The following is a 24,577-nucleotide window of genomic DNA, read 5'->3' on the forward strand; positions in this document are numbered from 1 at the left end:
GGGTAGAGCGCGAAGAGAAGAAAAAATTACTAACTGAACCGTATTGTACTAAAAGAGGTTTGAGCGCAGCGATGTACTGAGCCTGTTGAAGTGTCGAAACCCGCCAAGCTCAAGTTAGGTTTAATTCAGTCCTTCTACTTATCATGTTCTGTGAAAAAATTATCATTAAGACCGCACTGCTTCCTCTGCTCCCTCTGCCGCCTTAATTATAAGTCTTCTACAGGAAAATTTATCACGCTGGAATTTCAATTACAAATTCTGTTCCTTCTCCTAAAACCGAGTAACAACTTAACTTGCCACCGTGGGTTTCTTCAACTATTTGCCGAGCGATTGCCAATCCTAATCCTGTACCTTTACCAACACCTTTAGTAGTGAATAAATGGTCAAAGATTTTTTGTCTGATTTCTTCACTTATGCCTTTACCATTATCAGCAATGGAAATTTTAACAGATTTATCTAAGAGCAATGTTGTAATTTTAATTTGGTTAGGATGAGCTTTGATGTCTGCAAAGCTTCTACCCGTATTCCCTTCTTCTAAAGCATCAATCGCATTAGCGATAATATTCATAAATACCTGATTTAACTGACCAGGAAAACATTCTATTTGTGGTAAATCTCCATATTCAGTAATGACTTCTATCGCTGGTCGTTGTTCATTTGCTTTTAGGCGATGTTTGAGAATTAAGATTGTGCTATCAATACCATTATGAAGATTGAACTGGACTTTGTAATCTTTATCAGCACGGGAAAATGTACGTAGGCTGGTACTGATATTTTTCAGGCGATCGCAAGCTATCATCATTGCATCTAGAGTTTTCGGTAAATCTTCCAAGAGATAAATTAAATCAATTTCTGCGGCATGGTCTTGAATTTCATCACTGGGATTTTCTAGGGTTGCTTCATAGAGTTTTAAGTGTTCAATAATATCATCCAAATTGGGCTTAGTCTGCTTGAGAGTTGCGGAAATAAAACCCAAAGGATTATTCATTTCATGAGCTACGCCAGCAACTAAATTACCCAAAGCAGACATTTTTTCACTTTGGATAATTTGCAATTGTGCTGTCTGTAATTCTTGGAGAGCTTGTTGCAAGTCTAAGGATTTTTGTTGTAAAGCCAGTTCAGCTTGTTTGCGCTCATTAATATCTCGCATCACAACTACTGCACCAACTTTGTTACCCCAAGCATCAAAGATTGCTTGTCCACTGGCTAACAAAATTCTCGGTGTACCATTTTTGGGAGCAATTACCATCTCGACGTTTTCGATTTTTTCCCCTTGCAAGGCACGAAATAAAGGAATTTCGTGGGTTGATAATGGTGTTTGCCCATCAGGCTGATAAAGGTCAAAATATTCTGCCCATTGTTCAGGGGGTAATGATGCTATTGGTAAGCCATGAAATTCATAAGTTGCTTTGTTAAATAAGGTCAATTTGCCGTTAGCATCACAAACAACAATTCCATCGGTAATATTATCAATGATGACATTTAAAAATTCTCGTTCTTGAGCCAGAGATGCTTCAGTTTGTTGTAATTGTGCCAGGGATATTTGTAAGGAATGGGATTTTTCTTGTTCTCGCTCATAAAGTCTGGCATTTTCTAGCGAAATCGCTGCTTGTGTGCAGAGTAAATTCAACAGTTCGACGCGATCGCTAGTGAAGGCTCCTGTTGCTAAATTATTCTCTAGATATAAAATACCCAGCAATTTACCTTGATGCAAAATTGGACTAACCAAGATACTCTTAGGCTGGTGACTTACAATATATGGGTCGTTGGCGAAGGTAGAATCTGCTGCTGCATCCAATAGGACAATAGTTTGCTGGCTGTGCTTGACTTTGTAAATTAACTTGTGGGGAATTTCTTGACTCTCTTCAACCGGAATTCTCTGCAATACAACTGGCGGTTTTCCTTCTATCATCAAGCCTTTGACAAACAGGCGCTCATCTCGAAATAACATTAACACACATTTATCAGCCCCAGCATTTTTCACAACAATAGTCAGCAATGTTGACAGCAGTTTTCCTAGTTCAATTTCACCAGTTAGAGCTTGATAAGCGGTGAGAATTGCTTTTAAATCCAGGCTATCGGAGATACTGCTGCTAGAAGTGGAGGAACTGGTAGATGTGAAAGTTGCTGAGGCCAGGATAGTTTCTTTAGTGGTAATGGTTGAACGAGTTGATTGTAATATCGGTGTAAGTAATTCGGGATAGCGTGTTTCTAAGTCGGCAATTTTGGCTTTGGCACCCCAACGGGCATAGGCATAGTAGGCTTTAATCATGTATTCCTCGGCGATGCGCTGTTTATCCCATTGCAGATAAAACTTGGCTGCTAATTCTTGGGCGAGGGCTTCTTCATTGATAAATTGATGTTCTTTCGCCAGATTTATCGCTTGGTCATAACAGTCACTGGCGGCAAATTTTTCACCCAAAACTCGATGACGTTCAGCCTCGACTAAATACCATTTATGCAAGTGGTTCATCGGCGCATCACACGCCCATTGGTGTAGAACTGTTTGGTGGCTGGCTGCAACCGCCAGCAGTTCGGCTTGTTCTGGTTCTGGCTGGTTGGGGAAAAGCCCTAGATAAGTCAGTGCCGCATAAAAATGGAAAATCGGCACAAAAATCGATCCTGATACTGCCATTAAACAAGGTTTGGCTTGGTCAATATAGTTGCGTGCATTTGTATAATTAGCAAAATAGCAAGCAAGTAGCAGTTTATAGATATAAGCTTGGGCGATCGCAATCAAGTCATTATCCTGCTGGTGTTTAGTCAGCATCAATGTTTCATTGTAGGTATCACCAATCAAGTAATCTGGTTGGCTGACTGGTTCAATCAGATTTTCTGCCGCTTGTTTGCCCAAATTCAAATATATTTGAGCCGAGTATTGTTTTACCTGAGCCAATGCCTGACTATAATCAGCCATAGCTGGAACAAAACTATGCAGTTCTTCACCAGTGAAAAATCTGCCATCACTATGACCACCCAAAGCAAAACCAGCGTGTAAAAAATCTCCAGTTTCGATGCCAGTTTGGTAGGCGGTTAACAGCAAGGGGATGGTGGCATCTAATCGTTCTTGATAATGTTGAATAAAACAGCCAAACAAAGAAAGGACGACGGATTTATGCTTTTGGATATGAAATTTTTCGAGTAAGTTGATAGCCAACTGACCGAAAGCATAGCCTGTGACTGGATCTTCTAAGAATGCACACAATACCATTCCGTGAATACCATATCCAGTTGTGGATGCCACACTATTACCTGATTGCAGAGATAAACTCACCATCATTGAACTTAACCAGGGTAGTAAACCGGGCATTCCTTGGATGATAGGTGAAAACAACATTCCCAACACTTCGATTGCTGCTTCTGTGGTGGGATCTGTCATTGATGGCAAATTGATCAAATCGGCAATTTTTCTGCCTGCAAGTTGAGTATTGAGGTTTTGTAAGATTTTGCCAGTTAAGGCTTGATCAGGTGCTTGTGGCAGTTCAACCCCCAATTGTGCTAATACTTGTCTGCCAACTGCGATCGCCTCCAACACATTACTTTGTAAAACTTGGGCGGCAATTTGAATTTCATAAATTTTAACTTTATCTAGAATGGTGCGAGCTGATAGCAATACTATGGTTGCTATCTGTTCCATATTTTCAAAATCACTAGTTAAATAACTCGCTTCAGCCACCGCAATATGAAGATGCAACGCCAATTCATACTGCTGAATCCAACAATTTTCTTGTAATAATTCTAGTCCAGTTTGGAAATATATCCTGGCGGCGAAATATGCTGTCGAATTTCTCGCTTTAGTTCCTGCTTTTAAGTTCAGTTGTGCTAATTGTTCCTGTGCTTTTGGTTCAGCGATTAACTGAATGCCTTGATTCAAATGTCCAACAATATCAAAGATTTTTTCTTCTTGTTCCGTTGCAGATAAATTTTGTTGGAGTAATTGTCCAATTTGTAGATGAGTTGCTTGTTGTCGCTCTTGAGGAATCAGCGAATAAGCGGCTTGCTGTACTTTGTCATGTAAAAACTTATATTTTGCTAATTGTTGAGTAGTATTACCTGGTTCTAGGGTTAAGCGATCGCCCTCAGTTGCCTGATAAAATTTATAAACTTCACTAATCGGTAAAATTAATCCTTCTTGCAATGCTTTCCACAAATCAGCAGCAGTTTCTATCTCTGACTGCTGAGAAACAATTGCCAAGGTTGCTAAGTCAAAAGAGTTCCCAATACAAGCAGCTAATTGTAAGATATTTTGCGTTGATTGTGGCATCTTTTGTAATTGCCATGCCATGAAAGCCACAACATCATCTGTAAGTGCCAGTTGATTTACTTGCGTAATATCACATTGCCAACAACCCAATCCAAAATCAAATTTAATAATATTTTCTTGATGTAATGATTTCAAAAATTGGGTAGCAAAAAACGGATTACCATAAGTTTTTTGATAAATTGATACAGAAAGATTCCAAGCTATATTTTCTGCACACTTGAGTGTGTCTGCCACTAATTGATTTAATTCTATTTGATTGAGTGGTGCTAAAGTAATAGTATTAATCGTGGCTTGTGTTTTTTGAATTTCATTCAACGTCAAAATTAATGGATCTGCTGGTTTGACTTCATTATTACGGTAGGCTCCTATTAAGAATAGATACGCTGTATCAGACATTAAAATCTGAATTAAGTTTAATGATGCTGAATCTGCCCATTGCAAATCATCTAAAAATATCACTAAGGGATGTTCAGCACAGGTAAATACTTGCGTAAACTTTTGAAATAATAAATTAAATCTATTTTGTGCTGCTGTGTTGGCTAATTCTATAGCAGGTGGCTGTTTACCAATAATGGTTTCTAATTCGGGAATAACTTCCACAATTACCCCGCCATTTTCACCCACAGCCTCTAAAATTTTATTTTTCCATTGTTGAATTTGGGCATCACTTTCAGTTAAGATTTGACATATCAAATCGCGGAATGCTTGGACAAAAGCACCCAAAGGAATATTCCTTTGAAATTGGTCGTATTTACCTTTGATAAAATAACCTCGTTGTCTGACAATTGGTTTATGAACTTCATTCACAACTGCTGTTTTACCAATTCCAGATAGCCCAGCAACCAGCATCATTTCGGTTGCGCTTTGGCTCACTCGCTCAAATGCTTGTAATAGAGTTGAAACTTCTGCTTCTCTGCCATAAAGTTTATCAGAAATAATGAAGCGATCGCATATATCTCGTTGTCCAATTTCAAAATTTTCAATCGCACCTGTTTCACGGAGTTGAGATAAACATTTTTCTAAATCATATTTTAGTCCTAAAGCACTTTGATATCTGTCTTCAGCATTTTTCGCCATCAATTTCATCACAATATCAGAAATTACCTGCGGTATTTCTTCCCCTCTACTTCCTGCATTTTGCTCACTGAGCGCAGTCGAAGTCTGGTCACTGAGCGAAGTCGAAGTGAGCCTCCTGTTTTCTAAACTAGGCGGAGTTTTCGCAATATGACAATGTACCAAATCCATCGCATCATTCGATTGAAAAGGTAATTCACCTGTGAGTAATTCATAGAAAGTCACACCCAAAGAATAAAAATCAGTCCGATAATCAATTGTGCGATTCATTCTTCCGGTTTGTTCTGGAGAAATGTAAGCAAGTGTCCCTTCTAAAACTTTAGGATTAACAATTGCTGGCGTTTCTCGCGGTAATAAAGAGGCAATACTAAAATCAATTAATTTAACTTGTTTGGTCGCAGGATTAATTAAGATATTACTGGGTTTAATATCTTTATGAATGATCCGCTCTTGATATAAGATATCTAAAGTTTTGCTAAGAGCGATCGCAATTTCTAAAAACTCTGGGAGAAATTTTTCTCTACCCTTAGCTTTCCATTCTGGAAGAGAAATTCCACCAAAATCTTCCATGATTAGCGCATAACCATTTTTGTATGTTTCCAGGCTATAAGTTTGAATAATCAGAGGTGAGTTGAGATTTTTCGCAATGCTGTATTGATTGCAAAAAGATAAAAGTTCACTAAAACTAGGGTAAGAATTTTTTAGCAGTTTAATGACTACAGGTAAATTGTCAGTTTCTCGTACCGCCCGGTAAACTACAGTTCTAGAACCATCATAAATTTGTTCGCCGACTATATATCCGGAAATACTAACTGGAGTACTAATCATAACTGCATTCAGGCTGGAGAATTTCTGACTTTAGTATTCCCAAATTTGTCTAAGGGACTTTAAAAAGCAAAAAAGTTGATCTGAACTGTTTTGAATGATGTGTGTACGGGAATAATAATTGAGTATATTTCGTAACTCATTAGTATGCTCAGTCTTTTCAACTACAAACTCACCGAAGAACTATACAATGGCTCTAGAACCATAGTTTATCGAGGATATCGAGAGACCGACTCATTGAGAGTAGTCATCAAACTGCTGAAAAATCCTTACCCAAGCTATCAAGAACTATTATCATTTTGTAATCAGTACACCATTACGAAAAATCTCAATTCTCCTTTGATAACCCAAACATATAGCCTAGAATCTTATCAAAACGGTTATGTGCTAATCATGGAAGATTTTGGTGGAATCTCTCTCAAGCAATGGCAGATACAACAAAACCAAGCATCTCTACAAGAATTTTTAGAAATTGCAATTTCACTGTGCGATGCACTTGATTTACTATATAAAGAACACATAATTCATAAAGATATAAAGCCAAGTAACATATTAATTAATCGCGAAAGCCAACAAGTTAAATTAATCGACTTTAGTATCGCCTCATTACTGGCAAGAGAAACCCAAACCATCGTTAGCCCTAATGTTTTAGAAGGAACCCTAGCTTACATTTCCCCAGAACAAACAGGAAGAATGAACCGAGGCATTGACTACCGCACCGACTTCTATTCTTTAGGTATAACATTTTATGAATTACTCACAGGAGAACTACCATTTCCATCAAATGATGCAATGGAATTAGTACATTGTCATCTGGCCAAACAACCCCGACAAGTTCATCAAATTAACCCCAAAATTCCCCCCGTACTCTCAGAAATCGTCAGCAAATTAATGGCGAAAAATGCCGAAGACAGATATCAAAGTGTCTTGGGAATCAAATATGATTTAGAAAAATGCTTGCGTCAATTAATAGAAACTGCAATTATCGAAAGTTTTCCTATTGCTCAGAGAGATGTGTGCGATCGCTTCATCATTCCTGATAAACTCTATGGCAGAGAAGCCGAAGTCAATACACTCTTAGAAGCATTTGAACGAGTTAGCCAAGGCACAACCGAAATCATCTTGGTTTCCGGCTTTTCAGGAATTGGGAAAACCGCCGTCGTCAACGAAGTTCATAAACCCATCGTCAAACAGCATGGTTACTTCATTAAAGGCAAATTCGACCAATTTAACCGCAACATTCCCTTCAGCGCCTTCGTCCAAGCCTTCCGCGATTTAATCGCGCAGTTATTAACAGAAAATGATATTCAAATTCAGCAATGGCAAAGCAAAATCCTATCAGCCATTGGTGACAATGGACAAGTAATTATTGATGTCATTCCCGAATTAGAACAAATTCTGGGCAAGCAACCACCAGTCACAGAACTCTCAGGTGTCACAGCCGAAAATCGATTTTATTTAATCTGGCAAAAATTCGTCAAAGTCTTTACCAATCAAGAACATCCCTTAGTATTATTTTTAGATGATTTGCAATGGGCTGATGCCGCATCATTAAAATTGATGCAGCTATTAATCACCGAAAGCAAATATTTATTATTAATTGGTGCTTATCGAGATCATGAAGTTAGTCCCATACATCCATTGATGTTGACTTTGGGTGAACTAGAAAAAACCCAAACCACAATTCATCAACTTCATTTATTACCACTTAGTCAAGAACAAGTCAATCAATTAGTAGCTGACACCCTGAAATGTCCTGAAAATTTAGCTTGGACTCTATCACAACTAGTATCACAGAAAACTCACGGCAATCCCTTTTTTACGACACAGTTTCTCAAAGCCCTGCATCAAGATAAACTGATTCAATTTAACTATGACTTGGGTGGTTGGGAATGCGACATCACAAAAGTCAGTCAACAAGCAGTAACAAATGATGTGGTCACATTCATGACTTTGCAGTTGCAAAGATTACCTTTATCAACGCAATATGTATTACAGTTAGCCGCATTTATTGGGAATCAATTTGATTTGACAACGTTAGCCATTGTTGCCGAAACATCAGAAATTGAAGTAGCGGCGGATTTATGGAAAGCTTTACAGGAAGGGCTAATTTTACCAACGAATAATATATACAAGTTTTATCAAAGAGATGTGAATGATGAAGTGATTATCAACAATAACAATCACAATCATCAAATATCAGTTCAATATAGATTTTTACACGACCGCATCCAACAAGCAGCTTATTCATTAATTCCCATAGAAAAAAAACAAAAAACTCACTACCGCATCGGCAAACTACTGTTACAAAAAATTTCTGTCACTGCGAGGGAAGAGCGGATTTTTGAAATTGTCAATCAATTAAATCAAGGTGTAGATTTAATTACTCAAGCCAGCGAACGGGAGGAACTCGCCCAACTCAATTTGATGGCTTGTCGTAAGGCTAAAGCCGCTACTGCTTATCAAGCGGCGCGGGAGTATGCCACGGTGGGATTATCTTTGTTATCTGCCCAGGCTTGGCAACTCCAATATGATATCACTCTCTCCTTCCATGAATTAGCTGCGGAGTTAGCTATGCTTTGTGGTGATTTTGACACTATGGAACTGTTCATTGATGTTGTGATTGCCCAAGCAAAATCTTCACTAGAACAGGTGAATGTTTACTGCTTGAGAATTGAAGCCAATCACTTGCAGAATAAACAAATTGAATCTGTGGAAACTGGAAGAAAACTTTTACAAAAGTTGGGTGTAACGCTGCCAGAAATACCGACACCAACAGATATTCACGAGTCCATGCAAGAAATTAGCGAATTACTGGCTAACAAAAAAGTTGCAGATTTTGTTCATTTGCCCGTGATGACAGATGCTCATACTATTGCCATTGTTGAGTCTATTCGCAGTATATTGCCAGCAGCTTATGTTTCTGCCTCTCCTATACTGCCATTACTAACTGCTTTATCAGTTAAATTATCTCTGCGATACGGTCATGTTCCTGCTTCTGCTTACGGTTATGTTTCTCATAGCGTCATTATTTGCCAGCTGCTGCAAGATGTAGATTTAGCTGTCCAGTTTGGTCAATTAGCATGGGATGTGATTTTAAAACTTGATGCTAAAGCTAGTAAACCAGAAATATTAATGGTGTTGGCAAGTTTTCTTCTGCATCAAAAATCTCACCTCAAGGAAACCTTACCTTTGTTGCAAGAAAGCTACACAACTGCTTTAGAAGTTGGCAATTTACTCTTTGCAGGCGCTAGTGGTCACAATTTTTGCTTACATTCATTTTGGTCTGGTCAACCGTTGGTAAGCGTGGAACAAAAGATGCGTAATTACTACAGCAGTTTGCTCCAGATCAAACAGATGTCATCAGCAAGTTACTGTAGCATTTATTGGCAAGCTGCTTTAAATTTACTAGGTTGTACGGAAAATCCTACTATTTTGACTGGTTCAGCCCTGCAAGAAGCGGAATGTCTTTCACGATTGCGTTCAGCAAATGATTTTTCTGGTTTTTATATTTTCTACTTATATAAATTGCAACTATGCTATTTGTTTGCAGAACTTGAACAAGCTAATAGTTATACTTTTGAGTGCCGAAACTATTTAATTGCTGCATCAGGATCGGCTACTTTACCTGCTTTTTATTTATATGATTCTTTAGTGGCTTTAGCCCAATTCAGCCCAGATTGTAATGAAGTTGCAACTGTATTAGAACGAGTGGCGCAAAACCAAACTCAGTTGCAGCAATGGGCTTATCATGCGCCAATGAATCACCAACATAAATTTGATTTAGTAGAAGCAGAAAAATGTCGTGTTTTAGGAGAGAAAGTTTCAGCCAGTGAACTATACGACAAAGCCATTGCTTCGGCTCAAGCTCACGAATATCTTGCTGAAGAAGCACTGGCTAATGAACTAGCAGCCAAATTTTATCTTGATTGGGGTAAACAACGCATCGCCCAGGAATACATGATTCAAGCTTACTATGCTTATGCTCGTTGGGGGGCAGAAGCCAAAATTGCTGACTTAGAACAACGCTATGCCGAATTACTTACACCGATATTACAATCAACTCGTGCGACTATTACAACTAACGAAACTATCCTAGCTTCAGCAACTTTCACATCTACCAGTTCCCCTACTTCTAGCAGCAGTATCTCCGATAGCCTGGATTTAAAAGCGATTCTCACCGCTTACCAAACTCTGGCTAGTGAAATTGAACTAGAAAAACTACTGTCATCATTGCTGGCTATTGTTGTGGAAAATGCTGGGGCTGATAAATGTTTGTTAATACTATTGCAAGATAATTCCTTAGTTATTGCAGGCTCAATTACAGAAGGACATCAGCCAATTTTATTGCAGAATATTGCTGTTGAGGAGAGCCAGGATATTCCTGTGAAATTGATTTATAAAGTTAAGCACAGTCAGCAAACGGTTGTGTTGGTGGATGCGACAACTGATCTTAGCCTAGCCAACGACTCGTATATTGTGCGTCAGAAACCCCAGAGTATCTTGTGTAGCCCGATTTTACAGCAAGGCAAGTTAGTCGGTATTTTATATCTCGAAAATAATTTAGTCACAGGGGCATTTACTAGCGATCGCGTAGAAATCTTAAATTTACTTTGCACTCAAGCCGCCATCTCATTAGAAAATGCCCGACTTTATCAAAAATCTCAACAAGCATTGCAAGATTTACAACAAGCACAAATACAAATGGTTCAAAGCGAAAAAATGTCTGCGTTGGGTAATTTAGTCGCTGGCGTTGCCCATGAAATGAATAATCCTCTGGGTTTTATTTCTGCTAGTCTGCAACAAACTAAACCTAATGTTGCTGACCTGACTGAACATCTCAAACTTTATCAAGAAATTTTAGAAAATCCTGGTGATGAAATTCAAGACCATGCTGAAGAAATAGACTTGGATTATCTGTTAGCAGACTTACCCAAAACAATCGATGCAATGGTTATGGCTTGCAACAGATTAAAAAATATTAGTACTAGCTTACGGACATTTTCTCGCGCTGATCAAGATTACAAAGTACAGTTTAATTTACATGAAGGCATTGACAGTACCATTTTAATTCTCAAGCATCGCCTCAAAGCTAACGAAAAACGTCCTGCCATTGAAGTTATCACTAATTATGCTAATTTACCTTTAGTCAATTGTTTTCCTGGGCAATTAAATCAGGTATTTATGAATATCCTGGCTAATGCTATTGATGCTTTAGAAGAAGCAAGTATTGGTAAAAGCTTTGCAGAAATACAAGCTCATCCTAACCAGATTACAATTACCACCGCAATTGTAGATCAATATGCAAAAATCTCTATTGCTGATAATGGTCAGGGTATGAGTGAAGAAATTCAGCAAAAAATCTTTGACCATTTGTTTACTACCAAGGCTGTGGGTAAAGGTACTGGTTTAGGATTGGCTATTGCGCGTCAAATTGTCGCAGAAATCCACGGCGGCAGCTTAAGTTGTCACTCAACTCTAAGCACAGGGACAGAATTTATTATTCAAGTTCCGTTGTAAATTTATGCTCATATTTATCATAAATTTAACGTGGCTGAGAAAAATTGGGAAAAATAAAGCTGTGGCTTATCAGGATTTGGTAGTATGGTTAACACTATGGTCAGCATACCTGGATATCAGGTTACAGAAGAACTCTACAATGGTTCCAGAACCTTGGTTTATCGAGGATATCGAGAGGCTGACTCATTAAAAGTAGTTATCAAACTGCTGAAAAATCCTTACCCCAGTTTTGGTGAACTGGTACAATTTCACAATCAATACACCATCGCCACAAATCTCAACTCGCCCCTAATTATTCAAACCTATAGCCTGGAAGCTTACCAAAATGGCTATGTGTTGCTAATGGAAGACTTTGGTGGTATCTCCTTGAAAGAATGGGTAATCCAAAGATGGGAGTCAGGAATGGGAGACAATTCCCAATCTTTACAGGAATTTTTAGAGATAGCCATTGCCTTATGTAACACATTAGAAATACTGTACCGCGATCGCATAATCCATAAAGATATAAAGCCAAGTAACATATTAATTAATCGCGAAAGCCAACAAGTTAAATTAATCGACTTTAGTATCGCCTCATTACTGGCAAGAGAAACCCAAACCATCGTTAGCCCTAATGTTTTAGAAGGAACCCTAGCTTACATTTCCCCAGAACAAACAGGAAGAATGAACCGAGGCATTGACTACCGCACCGACTTCTATTCTTTAGGTATAACATTTTATGAATTACTCACAGGAGAACTACCATTTCCATCAAATGATGCAATGGAATTAGTACATTGTCATCTGGCCAAACAACCCCGACAAGTTCATCAAATTAACCCCAAAATTCCCCCCGTACTCTCAGAAATCGTCAGCAAATTAATGGCGAAAAATGCCGAAGACAGATATCAAAGTGTCTTGGGAATCAAATATGATTTAGAAAAATGCTTGCGTCAATTAATAGAAACTGCAATTATCGAAAGTTTTCCTATTGCTCAGAGAGATGTGTGCGATCGCTTCATCATTCCTGATAAACTCTATGGCAGAGAAGCCGAAGTCAATACACTCTTAGAAGCATTTGAACGAGTTAGCCAAGGCACAACCGAAATCATCTTGGTTTCCGGCTTTTCAGGAATTGGGAAAACCGCCGTCGTCAACGAAGTTCATAAACCCATCGTCAAACAGCATGGTTACTTCATTAAAGGCAAATTCGACCAATTTAACCGCAACATTCCCTTCAGCGCCTTCGTCCAAGCCTTCCGCGATTTAATCGCGCAGTTATTAACAGAAAATGATATTCAAATTCAGCAATGGCAAAGCAAAATCCTATCAGCCATTGGTGACAATGGACAAGTAATTATTGATGTCATTCCCGAATTAGAACAAATTCTGGGCAAGCAACCACCAGTCACAGAACTCTCAGGTGTCACAGCCGAAAATCGATTTTATTTAATCTGGCAAAAATTCGTCAAAGTCTTTACCAATCAAGAACATCCCTTAGTATTATTTTTAGATGATTTGCAATGGGCTGATGCCGCATCATTAAAATTGATGCAGCTATTAATCACCGAAAGCAAATATTTATTATTAATTGGTGCTTATCGAGATCATGAAGTTAGTCCCATACATCCATTGATGTTGACTTTGGGTGAACTAGAAAAAACCCAAACCACAATTCATCAACTTCATTTATTACCACTTAGTCAAGGGCAAGTTAATCAACTAGTGGCTGATACACTGAAATGTCCTGAAAATTTAGCTTGGACTCTATCACAACTAGTATCACAGAAAACTCACGGCAATCCCTTTTTTACGACACAGTTTCTCAAAGCCCTGCATCAAGATAAACTGATTCAATTTAACTATGACTTGGGTGGTTGGGAATGCGACATCACAAAAGTCAGTCAACAAGCAGTAACAAATGATGTGGTCACATTCATGACTTTGCAGTTGCAAAGATTACCTTTATCAACGCAATATGTATTACAGTTAGCCGCATTTATTGGGAATCAATTTGATTTGACAACGTTAGCCATTGTTGCCGAAACATCAGAAATTGAAGTAGCGGCGGATTTATGGAAAGCTTTACAGGAAGGGCTAATTTTACCGAATAATAATATTTATAAGTTTTATCAGAGAGATATTAATGATGAAGTAAGCATCAACAAGGAAACTCAAAATCATCAAATATTAGTTCAATATAGATTTTTACACGACCGCATCCAACAAGCAGCTTATTCATTAATTCCTCTGGAACAAAAACAAAAAACTCATTACCGCATTGGCAAATTACTGTTACAGAAAATTGCGCCTGCTACCAGACAAGAGCGGATTTTTGAACTGGTGAATCAATTAAATCATGGTATTGATTTGATTACTCTAGCTAGTGAACGGGAGGAACTCGCCCAACTCAATTTGATGGCTTGTCGCAAAGCTAAAGCCGCCACTGCTTATCAAGCGGCGCGGGAGTATGCCACGGTGGGATTATCTTTGTTATCTGCCCAGGCTTGGCAACTCCAATATGATATCACTCTCGCGTTCCATGAATTAGCTGCGGAGTTAGCTATGCTTTGCGGTGATTTTGACACTATGGAACTGTTTGTGAATCAAGTGATTCACCAAGCCAAATCTTTACCAGAAAAGATCCAGGTTTACCGAATTAAAATTCAGTCTCTTGTCTCCCAGAATCAATTTAGCGCGGCTATTGCGATCGCTCAAACAATTTTGCAACAACTGGGCGTAACCTTAAAAGACACACCCACGCCAACAGATATTCAACAAGAAATCCAAGCAATTAATCAACTGATTGGCGACAGAAAAACTGAAGATTTAGTTCATCTCCCATTGATGACTGATGCCACAAAATTGGCAATTGTACAAATTGCTGGTAGCATCATGCCCGTGGCTTACCTTTCTGGTTCTCCCTTGTTTCCCTTACTAATTTCTTTATCTGTGAAAACATCCATTCAGTATGGAAACACACCCTTTACAAGTTATATCTATTGCTCTTATAGTGTGCTGTTGTGTAATTTTTTGCAAGATATTGATACAGCCACAGAGTTTGGACAATTAGCACTCCAACTCACCACCAAATTAGATGCGAAAGCCGCTAAACCGCAAGTATGTCTAATCCTAGGATTGTATATTCGCCAACGCAAATCTCACATCCAAGAAAGTCTACCACTGTTGCGAGAAGGCTATAGCATAGCACTAGAAGTCGGCGAATTAGAATTTGCGGGACACAACGCCCATAATTTTTGCTTTTACGCTTTTTGTTGCGGTCAGCCTCTCATTAATTTGGAACAGGAGACTCGCGCTTACTGCAATGGGTTGATGCAGCTTAACCAATTAACCACCGCTAATTATTGCCGCATTTATTGGCAAGCAATTTTAAATTTACTAGGGTTCGCAGAAAACCCGACAATTTTATCTGGGGAAGGCTTACTAGAAGATGAATTTGTTTCCTTATTGCAGTCTGGGAATGATGGTTACGGATTATATATTTTCTCTTTGTATAAGTTGATGCTTTGTTTCTGGTTTGCAGACATAGAATCAGCCGAAAATTATGCAATGGCAGTCAAAAGCTATTTCATGGCTGGCGCAGGACTAGCTAGTGAACCAGTTTTTTATTTTTATGATTCTCTCCTGGCTTTGGCACAGCAAGGGGAAACATCAGCAGCTTTAGAACGTGTGGAAGAAAATCAAACTAAACTGCAATATTGGGCGGATTATGCACCAATGAATCATCAGCATAAAGTTGATTTAATCGCAGCAGAAAAATATCGAGTATTAGGCAAATTATACGAAGCTGGAGATTTTTACGATCGCGCTATTTCAGGAGCCAAAGTTAACGCTTACATCCAAGAAGAAGCTTTAGCTAACGAACTCGCAGCTAAATTTTACCTCAACTGGGGTAAAGAGAAAATTGCCACAGGTTATATGCAAGAAGCATACTACTGTTATGCTCGCTGGGGTGCAAAAGCCAAAGTCAACGACTTAGAAAAACATTATCCTCAACTGTTGCATTTAATTTTGCAACAACAAAAACATGATTTCAATTTGTTAGAAACTATTGCTACCCATAACGTTACTTTATCCACGCGTACTTCTAGCAGCAATAGCACCAGTTATTCCGAAATTTTGGATCTAACTTCTGTCATCAAAGCGGCGCAAGCAATTTCCAGCTCTTTAGAATTCAATGAATTAATTGCTAATTTAATACAAATTATTCTAGAAAACTCTGGTGCGAAAAAAGCGATATTGTTGCTGCCCCAAAATCATCATTGGCATGTACAAGCCATTGCTGTGATTGAGAATGGAAAATTACACAATATTCTGAAACCACAATTACTCGAAACTTGCCCAGATATTCCCAAAAGAATTATCTATTATGTTAAAAATACCCAAAAAACACTGATGATTGAAAATTCCCAAACAGATATACCAGGGGTAATTGGGGAATATATGCTGAAACATCAACCCCAGAGTGTATTGTGTACACCGATATTACATCAAGGGCATTTAATTGGTTTGCTTTATTTAGAAAATAAGCTAACTGCTGGGGTATTTACTCAAGAACGTGTACAAATTATTAAACTTCTGGCTTCCCAAGCAGCAATATCTCTAGAAAATGCCCAACTTTTCCAAAAAGCACAGCAGGCACTCCAAGATTCTTTGCTCAAACAATTCTCAATTGATCGGGCATCTGTTGGGATTTGGTGGGTTGAAGAAGATGCCAGCATTTTTTATGTAAATGATGCCGCTTGTCAAGATTTAGGATATCAGCAAGCAGAAATTATTGGGAAAAACATTTTTGATTTTGATGCTGGGTTCCCGCAAGAATTATGGGAAGAACATTGGCAATCAATTTCTAAGAAAGGTTTTTGTGTATTTGAATCTTATCATCGGCACAAAGATGGCCATATTTTTCCTGTAGAAGTTACTGTTAACTATGTGGAATTTAATGGTAAAGCCTACAACTTTGCCTTTAGTAGAAATATTAGCGAACGCCAACAAGCCGAAGCTGCTATCAAACAAAAATCCCAAGAATTAGAAGCAGCATTGCAGAATTTACAACAAGCCCAATTACAAATGGTGCAAAGTGAAAAAATGTCGGCTTTGGGTAATTTAGTTGCCGGGGTTGCCCACGAAATGAATAATCCCTTGGGCTTTGTTGCTGCTAGTTTAAAACAAACTCAACCCACAATTGCCGAGATTTTTGAACATTTACGACTTTATCAAGCCATGTTACCGCATCCCAGTGAAGAAATCCAAGAACATGCGGAAGAAATTGATTTGGATTACAGCTTAGAAGACTTACCAAAAGTAATTGATGCAATGATTTTAGCTTGCGATCGCCTGAAAAATATCAGCACTAGTCTTCGCACTTTCTCCCGTGCTGATCAAGATTATAAAGTCAGTTTTAATATCCATGAAGGTATTGACAGCACAATCTTAATTCTGCGCCATCGTCTCAAAGCTAACGAAAAACGTCCGGCTATAGAAGTTATCACAGATTATGGCAATATACCCACAATTGATTGCTTTCCTGGGCAATTAAATCAGGTATTTATGAATATTCTGGCGAACGCTATTGATGCTTTAGAAGAAGTGAAAATTGATAAAAATCAGGTAATTAGACATCAGATTTCAATTCAAACATCTCTGATAAATCAATATGTCGAAATTAAAATTGCTGATAACGGCATTGGGATGAATGCAGAAGTCAAGCAAAAAATATTTGACAACTTATTTACTACTAAAAATGTAGGTAAAGGCACAGGTTTAGGGCTGGCGATCGCTCGTCAGATTATTGTCGAAAAACATGGCGGTTCTATTAAATGCAATTCCTCACCAGGGCAAGGTACAGAATTTGTGATTTTAATTCCAATTAGCTAATAAATATGAATAATATATCCATGCAAAAAGAAATTACTTTAATGCGTCAACAAAATGCTGATTTACAACAACAGTTAGCAAAATTGACTATTGAATCTAATACCAGAATTGCTCAGTTAGAAAAGGAACTGCAAGATACTCAACAACTGTTACAAAACTACCAGCAAGCCGAAATAGAACTCAAAGCTGAACAAGCCGAATTACTCGCCTTGTTTAACGCTATCCAAGATGTAATTATTGTTGTTGATGCCGAATGTAGATACTTAAAAATTGCTCCTAGTTGTGCGCCATTACTGTATAAACCTCCTACAGAAATTATTGGTAAAACTGCCTATGAAGTTTTACCTACCCACCTAGCTGATCTTTTTGTGGGATGTATTCAACAAGTACTTAAAACAAAGAAAAATACCAAAATCGAATACAGCTTGCCCATTGGTGATCAAGAAATTTGGTTTGAGGCAAATATTGCACCAATGACCAATAATACTGTTGTTTGGGTAGCGAGAGATATTAGCGATCGCAAAAAAACTGAAGCCGCCTTATTGGAAAATGAAACAAAATATCGCAACTTGGTAGAAAATATCAGCGATCTCATATTTTCCATGTCATTGGCAGGTACTTTTATTTATGCCTCACCCCAGTACAAAAATATTTTAGGATGGGAACCCTCAGAATTACTGGGTCAACCTTTTGCGCCACTATTGCATCCTGATGATTTACTCTTAGCTCAGAAAAGCGTAGAAGAAATGATAGCAACCAATGGTCAGCGCACCCAAATAGAGTTTCGTCATCAGTGCAAAGATGGTAGCTGGCGCTGGATGAGGTCGATAACTTCTCCGATGCTCAATTCTGACGGTCAAATTATTGGTTTTCATGGTGTTCTCAGCGATATTAGCGATCGCAAAGCAACGGAGGCAGCTTTACGTCAACAAGAAGCCCAGTATCGCAGTATTTTTGAGGCTGTTAGTGATGGCCTTAGTGTTCTTGATTTAGATACTGGTAAAATTGTCGCTGCTAATCCGGCTTTCTGTCAGATACACGGTTACACTCAAGAAGAATTTTTCTACTTAGATCCTACCGATTTTGTTCATCCCAGTTGTTTTGAGAAGTTTGGGGAGTTTATCAATGTCATTAAAATGGGAGGCGAATATCACACTCAGGCGGTAGATATCCGCAAAGATGGTACTTGTTTTGATATCGAAGTTACAGGTAAACTCTTGAACTACAATGGCAAACCCCATGCACTTTCGGTAGTGCGTGATATTAGCCAGCGTAAACAAGCTGAAAAAGAGCAACGCAGATTAACCACCATCCTAGAAGCAACCACAGACATCATTGGTATAGCTGATGTCAACGGAAATAATTGCTATCTTAACCAGGCAGGGCAGAAAATGTTGGGTATTCCCGCTTCCGAAACTGATAAGTTTCATATTAGCGAGGTGATAGAACCCTCGATGTTAGACAAATTTCAGACAGAAAGCCTACCAACTCTACTTGAGAAGGGTATTTGGTCGGGAGAGTCTAAGTTACTTAGTCGGAGTGGCGAAGAAGTTCCCATTTCTCAGGTAATGATTGCCCATAAGAATGAACAGGGAGAAATAGAATTTTTATCAACCATCGCCCGTGATATTCGCGATCGCCTCCAAATCGAAGCCCAACTGCGACAACAAGCCGAAGATTTAGCCCAAACTCTAAAAGAACTGCAACGCACCCAAGCACAAATGGTTCAAGCAGAAAAAATGTCTAGTTTGGGACAATTAGTTGCGGGAGTTGCTCATGAAATCAATAACCCTGTAAATTTTATTCACGGTAATCTCACCCATTTAGAGGAACATACTGAAGATTTATTACAGGTAGTTAATTTATACCAAGCGATGAATCTGCCAGAATTTGAAACGTTGTCGGAAGAAATTGACTTAGATTACATTCAGCAAGACTTACCCAAAATCTTGCAATCCATGAAAATCGGCACTCAACGCATCCGTCAAATTGTCTTATCTCTACGTAACTTCTCCCGTATGGATGAAGCCGAATTTAAAGAAGTCGATATTCACGAAGGTGTAGATAGTACTTTAATGATTTTGCAACATCGTCTCAAGGAAAAGCCACAGTTTCCTGAAATTCAAGTTATTAGAGATTATGGTTCTTTACCTTTAGTAGAATGCTACGCCGGACAACTCAATCAGGTGTTGATGAATATTCTCACAAATGCCATTGATGCTTTAGAAATGGCAACGAGGAAAGAAGAACTACCAACTATTACAATTCGGACTGCGGTGATTGATGCTAACTGGGTAACAATTGCGATCGCTGACAATGGAATGGGGATGTCTGAACAAATTCAAAAACAAATTTTCAATCCCTTCTTTACCACCAAGCCCGTTGGTAAAGGAACTGGGATGGGCATGTCAATTAGTTATCAAATCATTACGGAAAAACACGCAGGCAAATTGGAGTGTTACTCCCAACCAGGACAAGGAACAGAGTTTGTAATCACCATTCCCATTTGCCAACCAATCATGGCTTAATTGATTGTATAAACATCTCTCTCCCTTGTCTCCCTTGTCCACCTTGTCCCCCACGTCTCTTTTATTCACACAGCAACATCACCTCCAGCCTCCCGCCTTTTTCGCAAACTGGTTATAATTATTTTTCGTCTCTCTCAGAAATCAACTTAATATTTTTACAGTATTTATATGGGGCGCTATCGTTCTAAATCTGACCTACCTACAAAAATCTGCCCTGTATGTCAACGTCCCTTCACTTGGCGGAAAAAGTGGCAAGATTGCTGGGATGAAGTGAAATATTGCTCAGAACGTTGTCGCCGTCGCCGTTCTGAAGCAAAAACAGAGTAAGGGGATGAAAAAACTCCTTTCTCAGAGTAAATCTCTGTAAGCTTGCACTCAATAATTATTTGTGTCTGACTTGGCGCTCTTGGCGTTCTTGGCGGTTCGTAAAAAAATTAAGTGCATCTTCATGGAGAATTGGTATCAGTCCAAATTCCTAGTAAAATCAACTGCAATTGAGACGCAAATAGCGCAATAAATTTATAAATGCAGGTAAAGGTGCAACCAAAATTAATTATTCATGGAGGGGCTGGTAGTTCTCTCCACGGCAAAGGAGGATTAGAGGCTGTACGTCGATCGCTCCATGCAGTCATTGAAGATGTTTATGCTTTATTATTATCAGGAACAAACGCTGCCGCAGCAGTACTGCGGGGTTGCCAATTATTAGAAGATGACCCCCGATTTAATGCGGGTACTGGTTCGGTATTGCAATCTGATGGTCAAATTCGGATGAGTGCTGCCTTAATGGATGGGATCTCCGGGCGGTTTAGCGGTGTGATTAATGTCTCACGGGTGAAAAACCCCATCGAGTTAGCCTATTTTTTACAAAACTCCCCTGACCGCGTACTTTCAGATTACGGTTCGGCGGAATTAGCCCGCGAGTTACAAGTTCCCAGTTACAATGCCTTAACTGACTTACGCTTACAAGAATGGATTCAAGAACGGCAAGATAATTTTAAAAGAACAATGGCTGGGGTGGTAGCAGAGCCAGAGTTATTAGAAACCAGCAATGCCGGACGTGGGACAATTGGCGTAGTTGCTTTAGATGCTCATGGTGGACTAGCCGTCGGCACATCCACCGGGGGTAAAGGCTTTGAACGCATTGGTCGAGTCAGTGATTCAGCCATGCCGGCGGGGAATTATGCAACTGGTCATGCGGCTGTTAGCTGTACTGGCATTGGCGAAGATATTATCGATGAATGTTTAGCTCCCAGAATTGTAGTGCGGGTAACTGATGGGATGACCCTCAAAGATGCCATGCAACGCTCTTTTGCTGAAGCCCACGAACATCAAAGAGACTTAGGTGCGATCGCTTTAGATGCCAGTGGTGCGATCGCTTGGGGTAAAACTAGCCAAGTTTTACTCGCCGCCTATCACAACGGTGAAAAAATTGGCGACACTTTAGAAATGGCAGATGGTACGCAAGTCGGCTGTATTTCCTAGTGCTGACAGGACTTACGCACCAAAATTGTCTGTAGGGATTGGGTGCGGGGGTGAAAGGGTATGGGGCGTAAGGGTTTTAAATGCTTACACCCTTACACCCTCATACCCCTGCACCCTGTTCTAAAACCGTTTGAGTTGTAGTTAGATAAGTTGATACAGCCTTTATAGCTCAAAACTTTTCCTACTCAGCACTCAGCACTTTTCTTCCGCCAACCTTGTTTGACTACCTGACGGCTACGAGCAATCACCAAACTATCGTTGGGGACATCTTCGGTAACTGTGGAACCTGCGGCGACATAAACATCATCACCCAAAGTCACTGGTGCAACTAAGACGCTATTAGAACCTGTTTTAGTGCGATCGCCGATTTTGGTTCTGTGTTTTTTGACACCATCATAATTAGCAGTAATTGTGCCTGCACCAATATTTACTTGAGTACCCGCAGTAGCATCACCCAAATAAGACAGATGGGCTACATTAGTTTTTTCGCCTAGTTGTGTATTTTTTAACTCTACAAAATTACCGATACGACAATTTTCAGCCACTTCCGTATGACCACGTAAATGAGAGTAGGGGCCAATGCGAGTTCCGGCTTGGACAATACTATCTGTGACTACAGAATATTGAATGCTGACGTTTTCTCCGATTTGGCTATTTTCAATCAAACTTCCCGGCCCAATGCGGCTACCAGTTTTAATAATGGTATTTCCCCGCAGGTGAGTTTGCGGTTCAATAATCACATCGGCTTGTAATTCTACAGTGTCATCAATGGTGATGCTGTTGGGGTCGATGAGAGTTACACCTGCGGTCATCCACTTTTCTTTGATTCGCCTTTGTAAAATTTCGTAGGCTGTAGCTAATTGTAGGCGATCGTTAACCCCCAAAATTTCTTGCTCATCTGCCACATCCACCGCCATCACTTTCCCAACTTGGGTAACAGCATCGGTGAGGTAATATTCTTTTTGGGCGTTGTTGGCTTCTAAATGGGGTAAAACTTTAGCTAATTCCGGCCAACGAAAGCAGTAAATCCCGGCGTTAACTCGGCGATTTTCTCTTTGAGCAGGGTTACAGTCTTTATCTTCAACCATTTGTTGAACGATGTTTTCCCCATTGCAAAAAACTCGCCCATAACCTTTAGGGTTGGATAAATGTGCAGTCAGAATAGTAGCAGCGTTTTGATTTTGTTGGTGAGTGAGCAATAGCTGTTCCAGCGTTTCAGTGCGTAACAGGGGAACATCACCATTCAGGACTAACAAATCTCCAGTGTAGCCCTCAAGATGGGGAAGTAATTGCTGGATGGCGTGACCTGTTCCCAGTTGTACTGTCTGTTCTACAAACTCTAAGCTAAAGCTTGACTGGATAGCAGCTTTTACTTCTAAGGCTTGATAGCCTACAATCACGATTCGCCTTGTAGGTGAAAGTGGTTCTACACTTTCTAAAACTTTTTCTACTAGCGATCGCCCACCCAAAGAATGTAAAACTTTGGGTAAGCTTGATTTCATCCTTGTGCCGCGTCCAGCCGCTAGAATTGCTACAACTACCATAATCAAAAGTATGAAGCGTGTTCGCCCTTGACGTTCCCAAAGGGTAGTATAGCAGGAGGTATAAAGCAAGTTGCACAAGCCTTAGATGAAGGTAGTCTTTGGTTATACTTCCCACTCCCACTGACAATTTAGAGTTACAACTTCACCGCCGCTTGTAAGTGTAAATAAAATCAGTAAACCGTTCCATCAGTTCGGGGTTACGCCAGCCCGCTTCAGTTTCTTCTCGCATCACTGATAAAGCTTCTTCTGGCGTAAAGGCTCTTTTGTAAGGTCTTTCACTAGTCAAAGCATCATAAATATCAATCAATTGAAATACTTGGGCGAGGAAAGGAATTTCATGACCTTTGAGTCCATCAGGATAACCCGAACCATTCCAACGCTCATGATGATGGCGAATAATCGGAATTACACCCTGCATACTGCGTAAGGGTTGACAGATTTTCTCCCCAATTAAAACATGCTGCTGCATCATTTCCCAATCTTCTAAGGTAAGTTGCTCATTCTTGAGTAGCACTGCATCGGGAATGCCAACTTTACCAATATCGTGAAGATAACCGCCCCACATCAAATCCCGCAGTTGAGAACGAGAAAGACTTAAGTATTCCCCAAAAGCTTGTCCTAACTTGACTAAGCGTTCACAGTGATCTCCGGTGTTGGGGTCTCGACTTTCAATCGCTCTCGCAATGGAAAATAGGACTTGTTCAGCATGGTCTAAGTCTTCGTTTAACCGCTTTTGTCTAACTAAAGACTTCACACGGGCTGCTAATTCCACTCGGTCAAAAGGTTTGGTGAGGAAATCATCAGCGCCCACTTCAATGCCACGAATGCGCGATCGCCGATCATTTAATGCTGTAATAAATATTACTGGAATTAACCTCGTATGTTCGTCTTGTTTGAGCAATTGACATACCTCAAACCCATCCATCCCCGGCATCATCACATCCAGCAAAACTAAGTCTGGTTGTTTTTGGGCAACCAACATCACAGCAGCCGCACCACTGTCTGCTTCAATTACTTCATAACCTTCCATTGCCAACAAAGCCGCAGCAGTCATCCGACTTGCAGCATGGTCGTCAACTACTAAAATTTTTGGTGCTTCAGTATCAAAGAAGCAATTCACTTTGGAGCCTTTGGCTTGTAGATTTCTAGATAATAATGAATTGTAGCCAGAATTAATCTCAGATTTGCTCCAAGAAGACTCTGCTTGTCCCTGTTCAATCATTACTTCTTGCTGGGATAAGTTTAGAGGATACTCCTCTAAATCTCGCCATTCTAGCTCATGATTTGCATTTCCACTATGTACTTTTTTTTTGGTATTTGTTCCACTTAAATTTTGTTGATTAGAATTTGTGGAATTAGCACTCCAGTAAATCACAAAAGCACCCCATTCTTCTTAAACGAACAGTTTCTGTCTGCAAAAATCAAATTTGGCTCTGCTACCATACTCCTATTTGGACTTTGAT

Annotated in this window: 8 protein-coding genes and 1 pseudogene; 6 read left to right on the forward strand and 3 right to left on the reverse strand. The window is 39.5% G+C overall.

Going from position 1 to position 24,577, the window contains the following annotated elements; all coding sequences use genetic code 11:
- Positions 1–232 precede the first annotated feature (232 nt).
- On the reverse strand, positions 233–6,166 hold the full coding sequence (locus H6G75_RS03215; RefSeq protein ID WP_190978548.1) for an AAA family ATPase: 5,934 nt from the start codon (positions 6,164–6,166) through the stop codon (positions 233–235).
- A gap of 144 nt (positions 6,167–6,310) precedes the next feature.
- Between H6G75_RS03215 and H6G75_RS03220 the strand changes: the two genes are divergently transcribed.
- The 6 genes and pseudogenes from H6G75_RS03220 to H6G75_RS03240 all read left to right on the forward strand — a co-directional run bounded on the left by H6G75_RS03220 (position 6,311) and on the right by H6G75_RS03240 (position 21,570).
- Positions 6,311–11,683, forward strand: coding sequence for an ATP-binding sensor histidine kinase (locus H6G75_RS03220; RefSeq protein ID WP_190978549.1), 5,373 nt, complete (start codon positions 6,311–6,313; stop codon positions 11,681–11,683).
- Between the two features lie 96 nt (positions 11,684–11,779).
- Positions 11,780–13,243: pseudogene (locus H6G75_RS33880) on the forward strand (ATP-binding protein); the annotation flags it as partial.
- Positions 13,244–15,601: 2,358 nt separating this feature from the next.
- The gene (locus tag H6G75_RS33885; protein WP_397331353.1) at positions 15,602–17,560 is read left to right on the forward strand and encodes an ATP-binding protein; all 1,959 of its coding nucleotides are present in this window, start codon (positions 15,602–15,604) and stop codon (positions 17,558–17,560) included.
- Between the two features lie 5 nt (positions 17,561–17,565).
- Positions 17,566–20,088, forward strand: a complete 2,523-nt coding sequence (locus H6G75_RS03230; protein WP_190978551.1) for a PAS domain S-box protein — start codon at positions 17,566–17,568, stop codon at positions 20,086–20,088.
- 168 nt (positions 20,089–20,256) lie between these two features.
- Positions 20,257–20,415: a DUF2256 domain-containing protein gene (locus H6G75_RS03235; protein WP_083468775.1), complete on the forward strand. Its 159-nt coding sequence runs from the start codon at positions 20,257–20,259 to the stop codon at positions 20,413–20,415.
- 198 nt (positions 20,416–20,613) lie between these two features.
- On the forward strand, positions 20,614–21,570 hold the full coding sequence (locus H6G75_RS03240; RefSeq protein WP_190970602.1) for an isoaspartyl peptidase/L-asparaginase: 957 nt from the start codon (positions 20,614–20,616) through the stop codon (positions 21,568–21,570).
- Between the two features lie 185 nt (positions 21,571–21,755).
- On the opposite strand, the gene glmU is transcribed toward H6G75_RS03240, so the two are convergent.
- Together glmU and H6G75_RS03250 are read right to left on the reverse strand one after the other, a co-directional pair.
- The gene (glmU, locus tag H6G75_RS03245) at positions 21,756–23,114 is read right to left on the reverse strand and encodes a bifunctional UDP-N-acetylglucosamine diphosphorylase/glucosamine-1-phosphate N-acetyltransferase GlmU (RefSeq protein ID WP_190978552.1); all 1,359 of its coding nucleotides are present in this window, start codon (positions 23,112–23,114) and stop codon (positions 21,756–21,758) included.
- Positions 23,115–23,256: 142 nt separating this feature from the next.
- Positions 23,257–24,489 (reverse strand): HD domain-containing phosphohydrolase, encoded by a 1,233-nt coding sequence (locus H6G75_RS03250; protein WP_190978553.1) that lies wholly within the window; start codon positions 24,487–24,489, stop codon positions 23,257–23,259.
- Positions 24,490–24,577: the final 88 nt, after the last annotated feature.

Origin of the sequence: Nostoc sp. FACHB-280, assembly GCF_014697615.1 — a bacterium.
In the GTDB taxonomy this organism is placed as follows: domain Bacteria; phylum Cyanobacteriota; class Cyanobacteriia; order Cyanobacteriales; family Nostocaceae; genus Nostoc_B.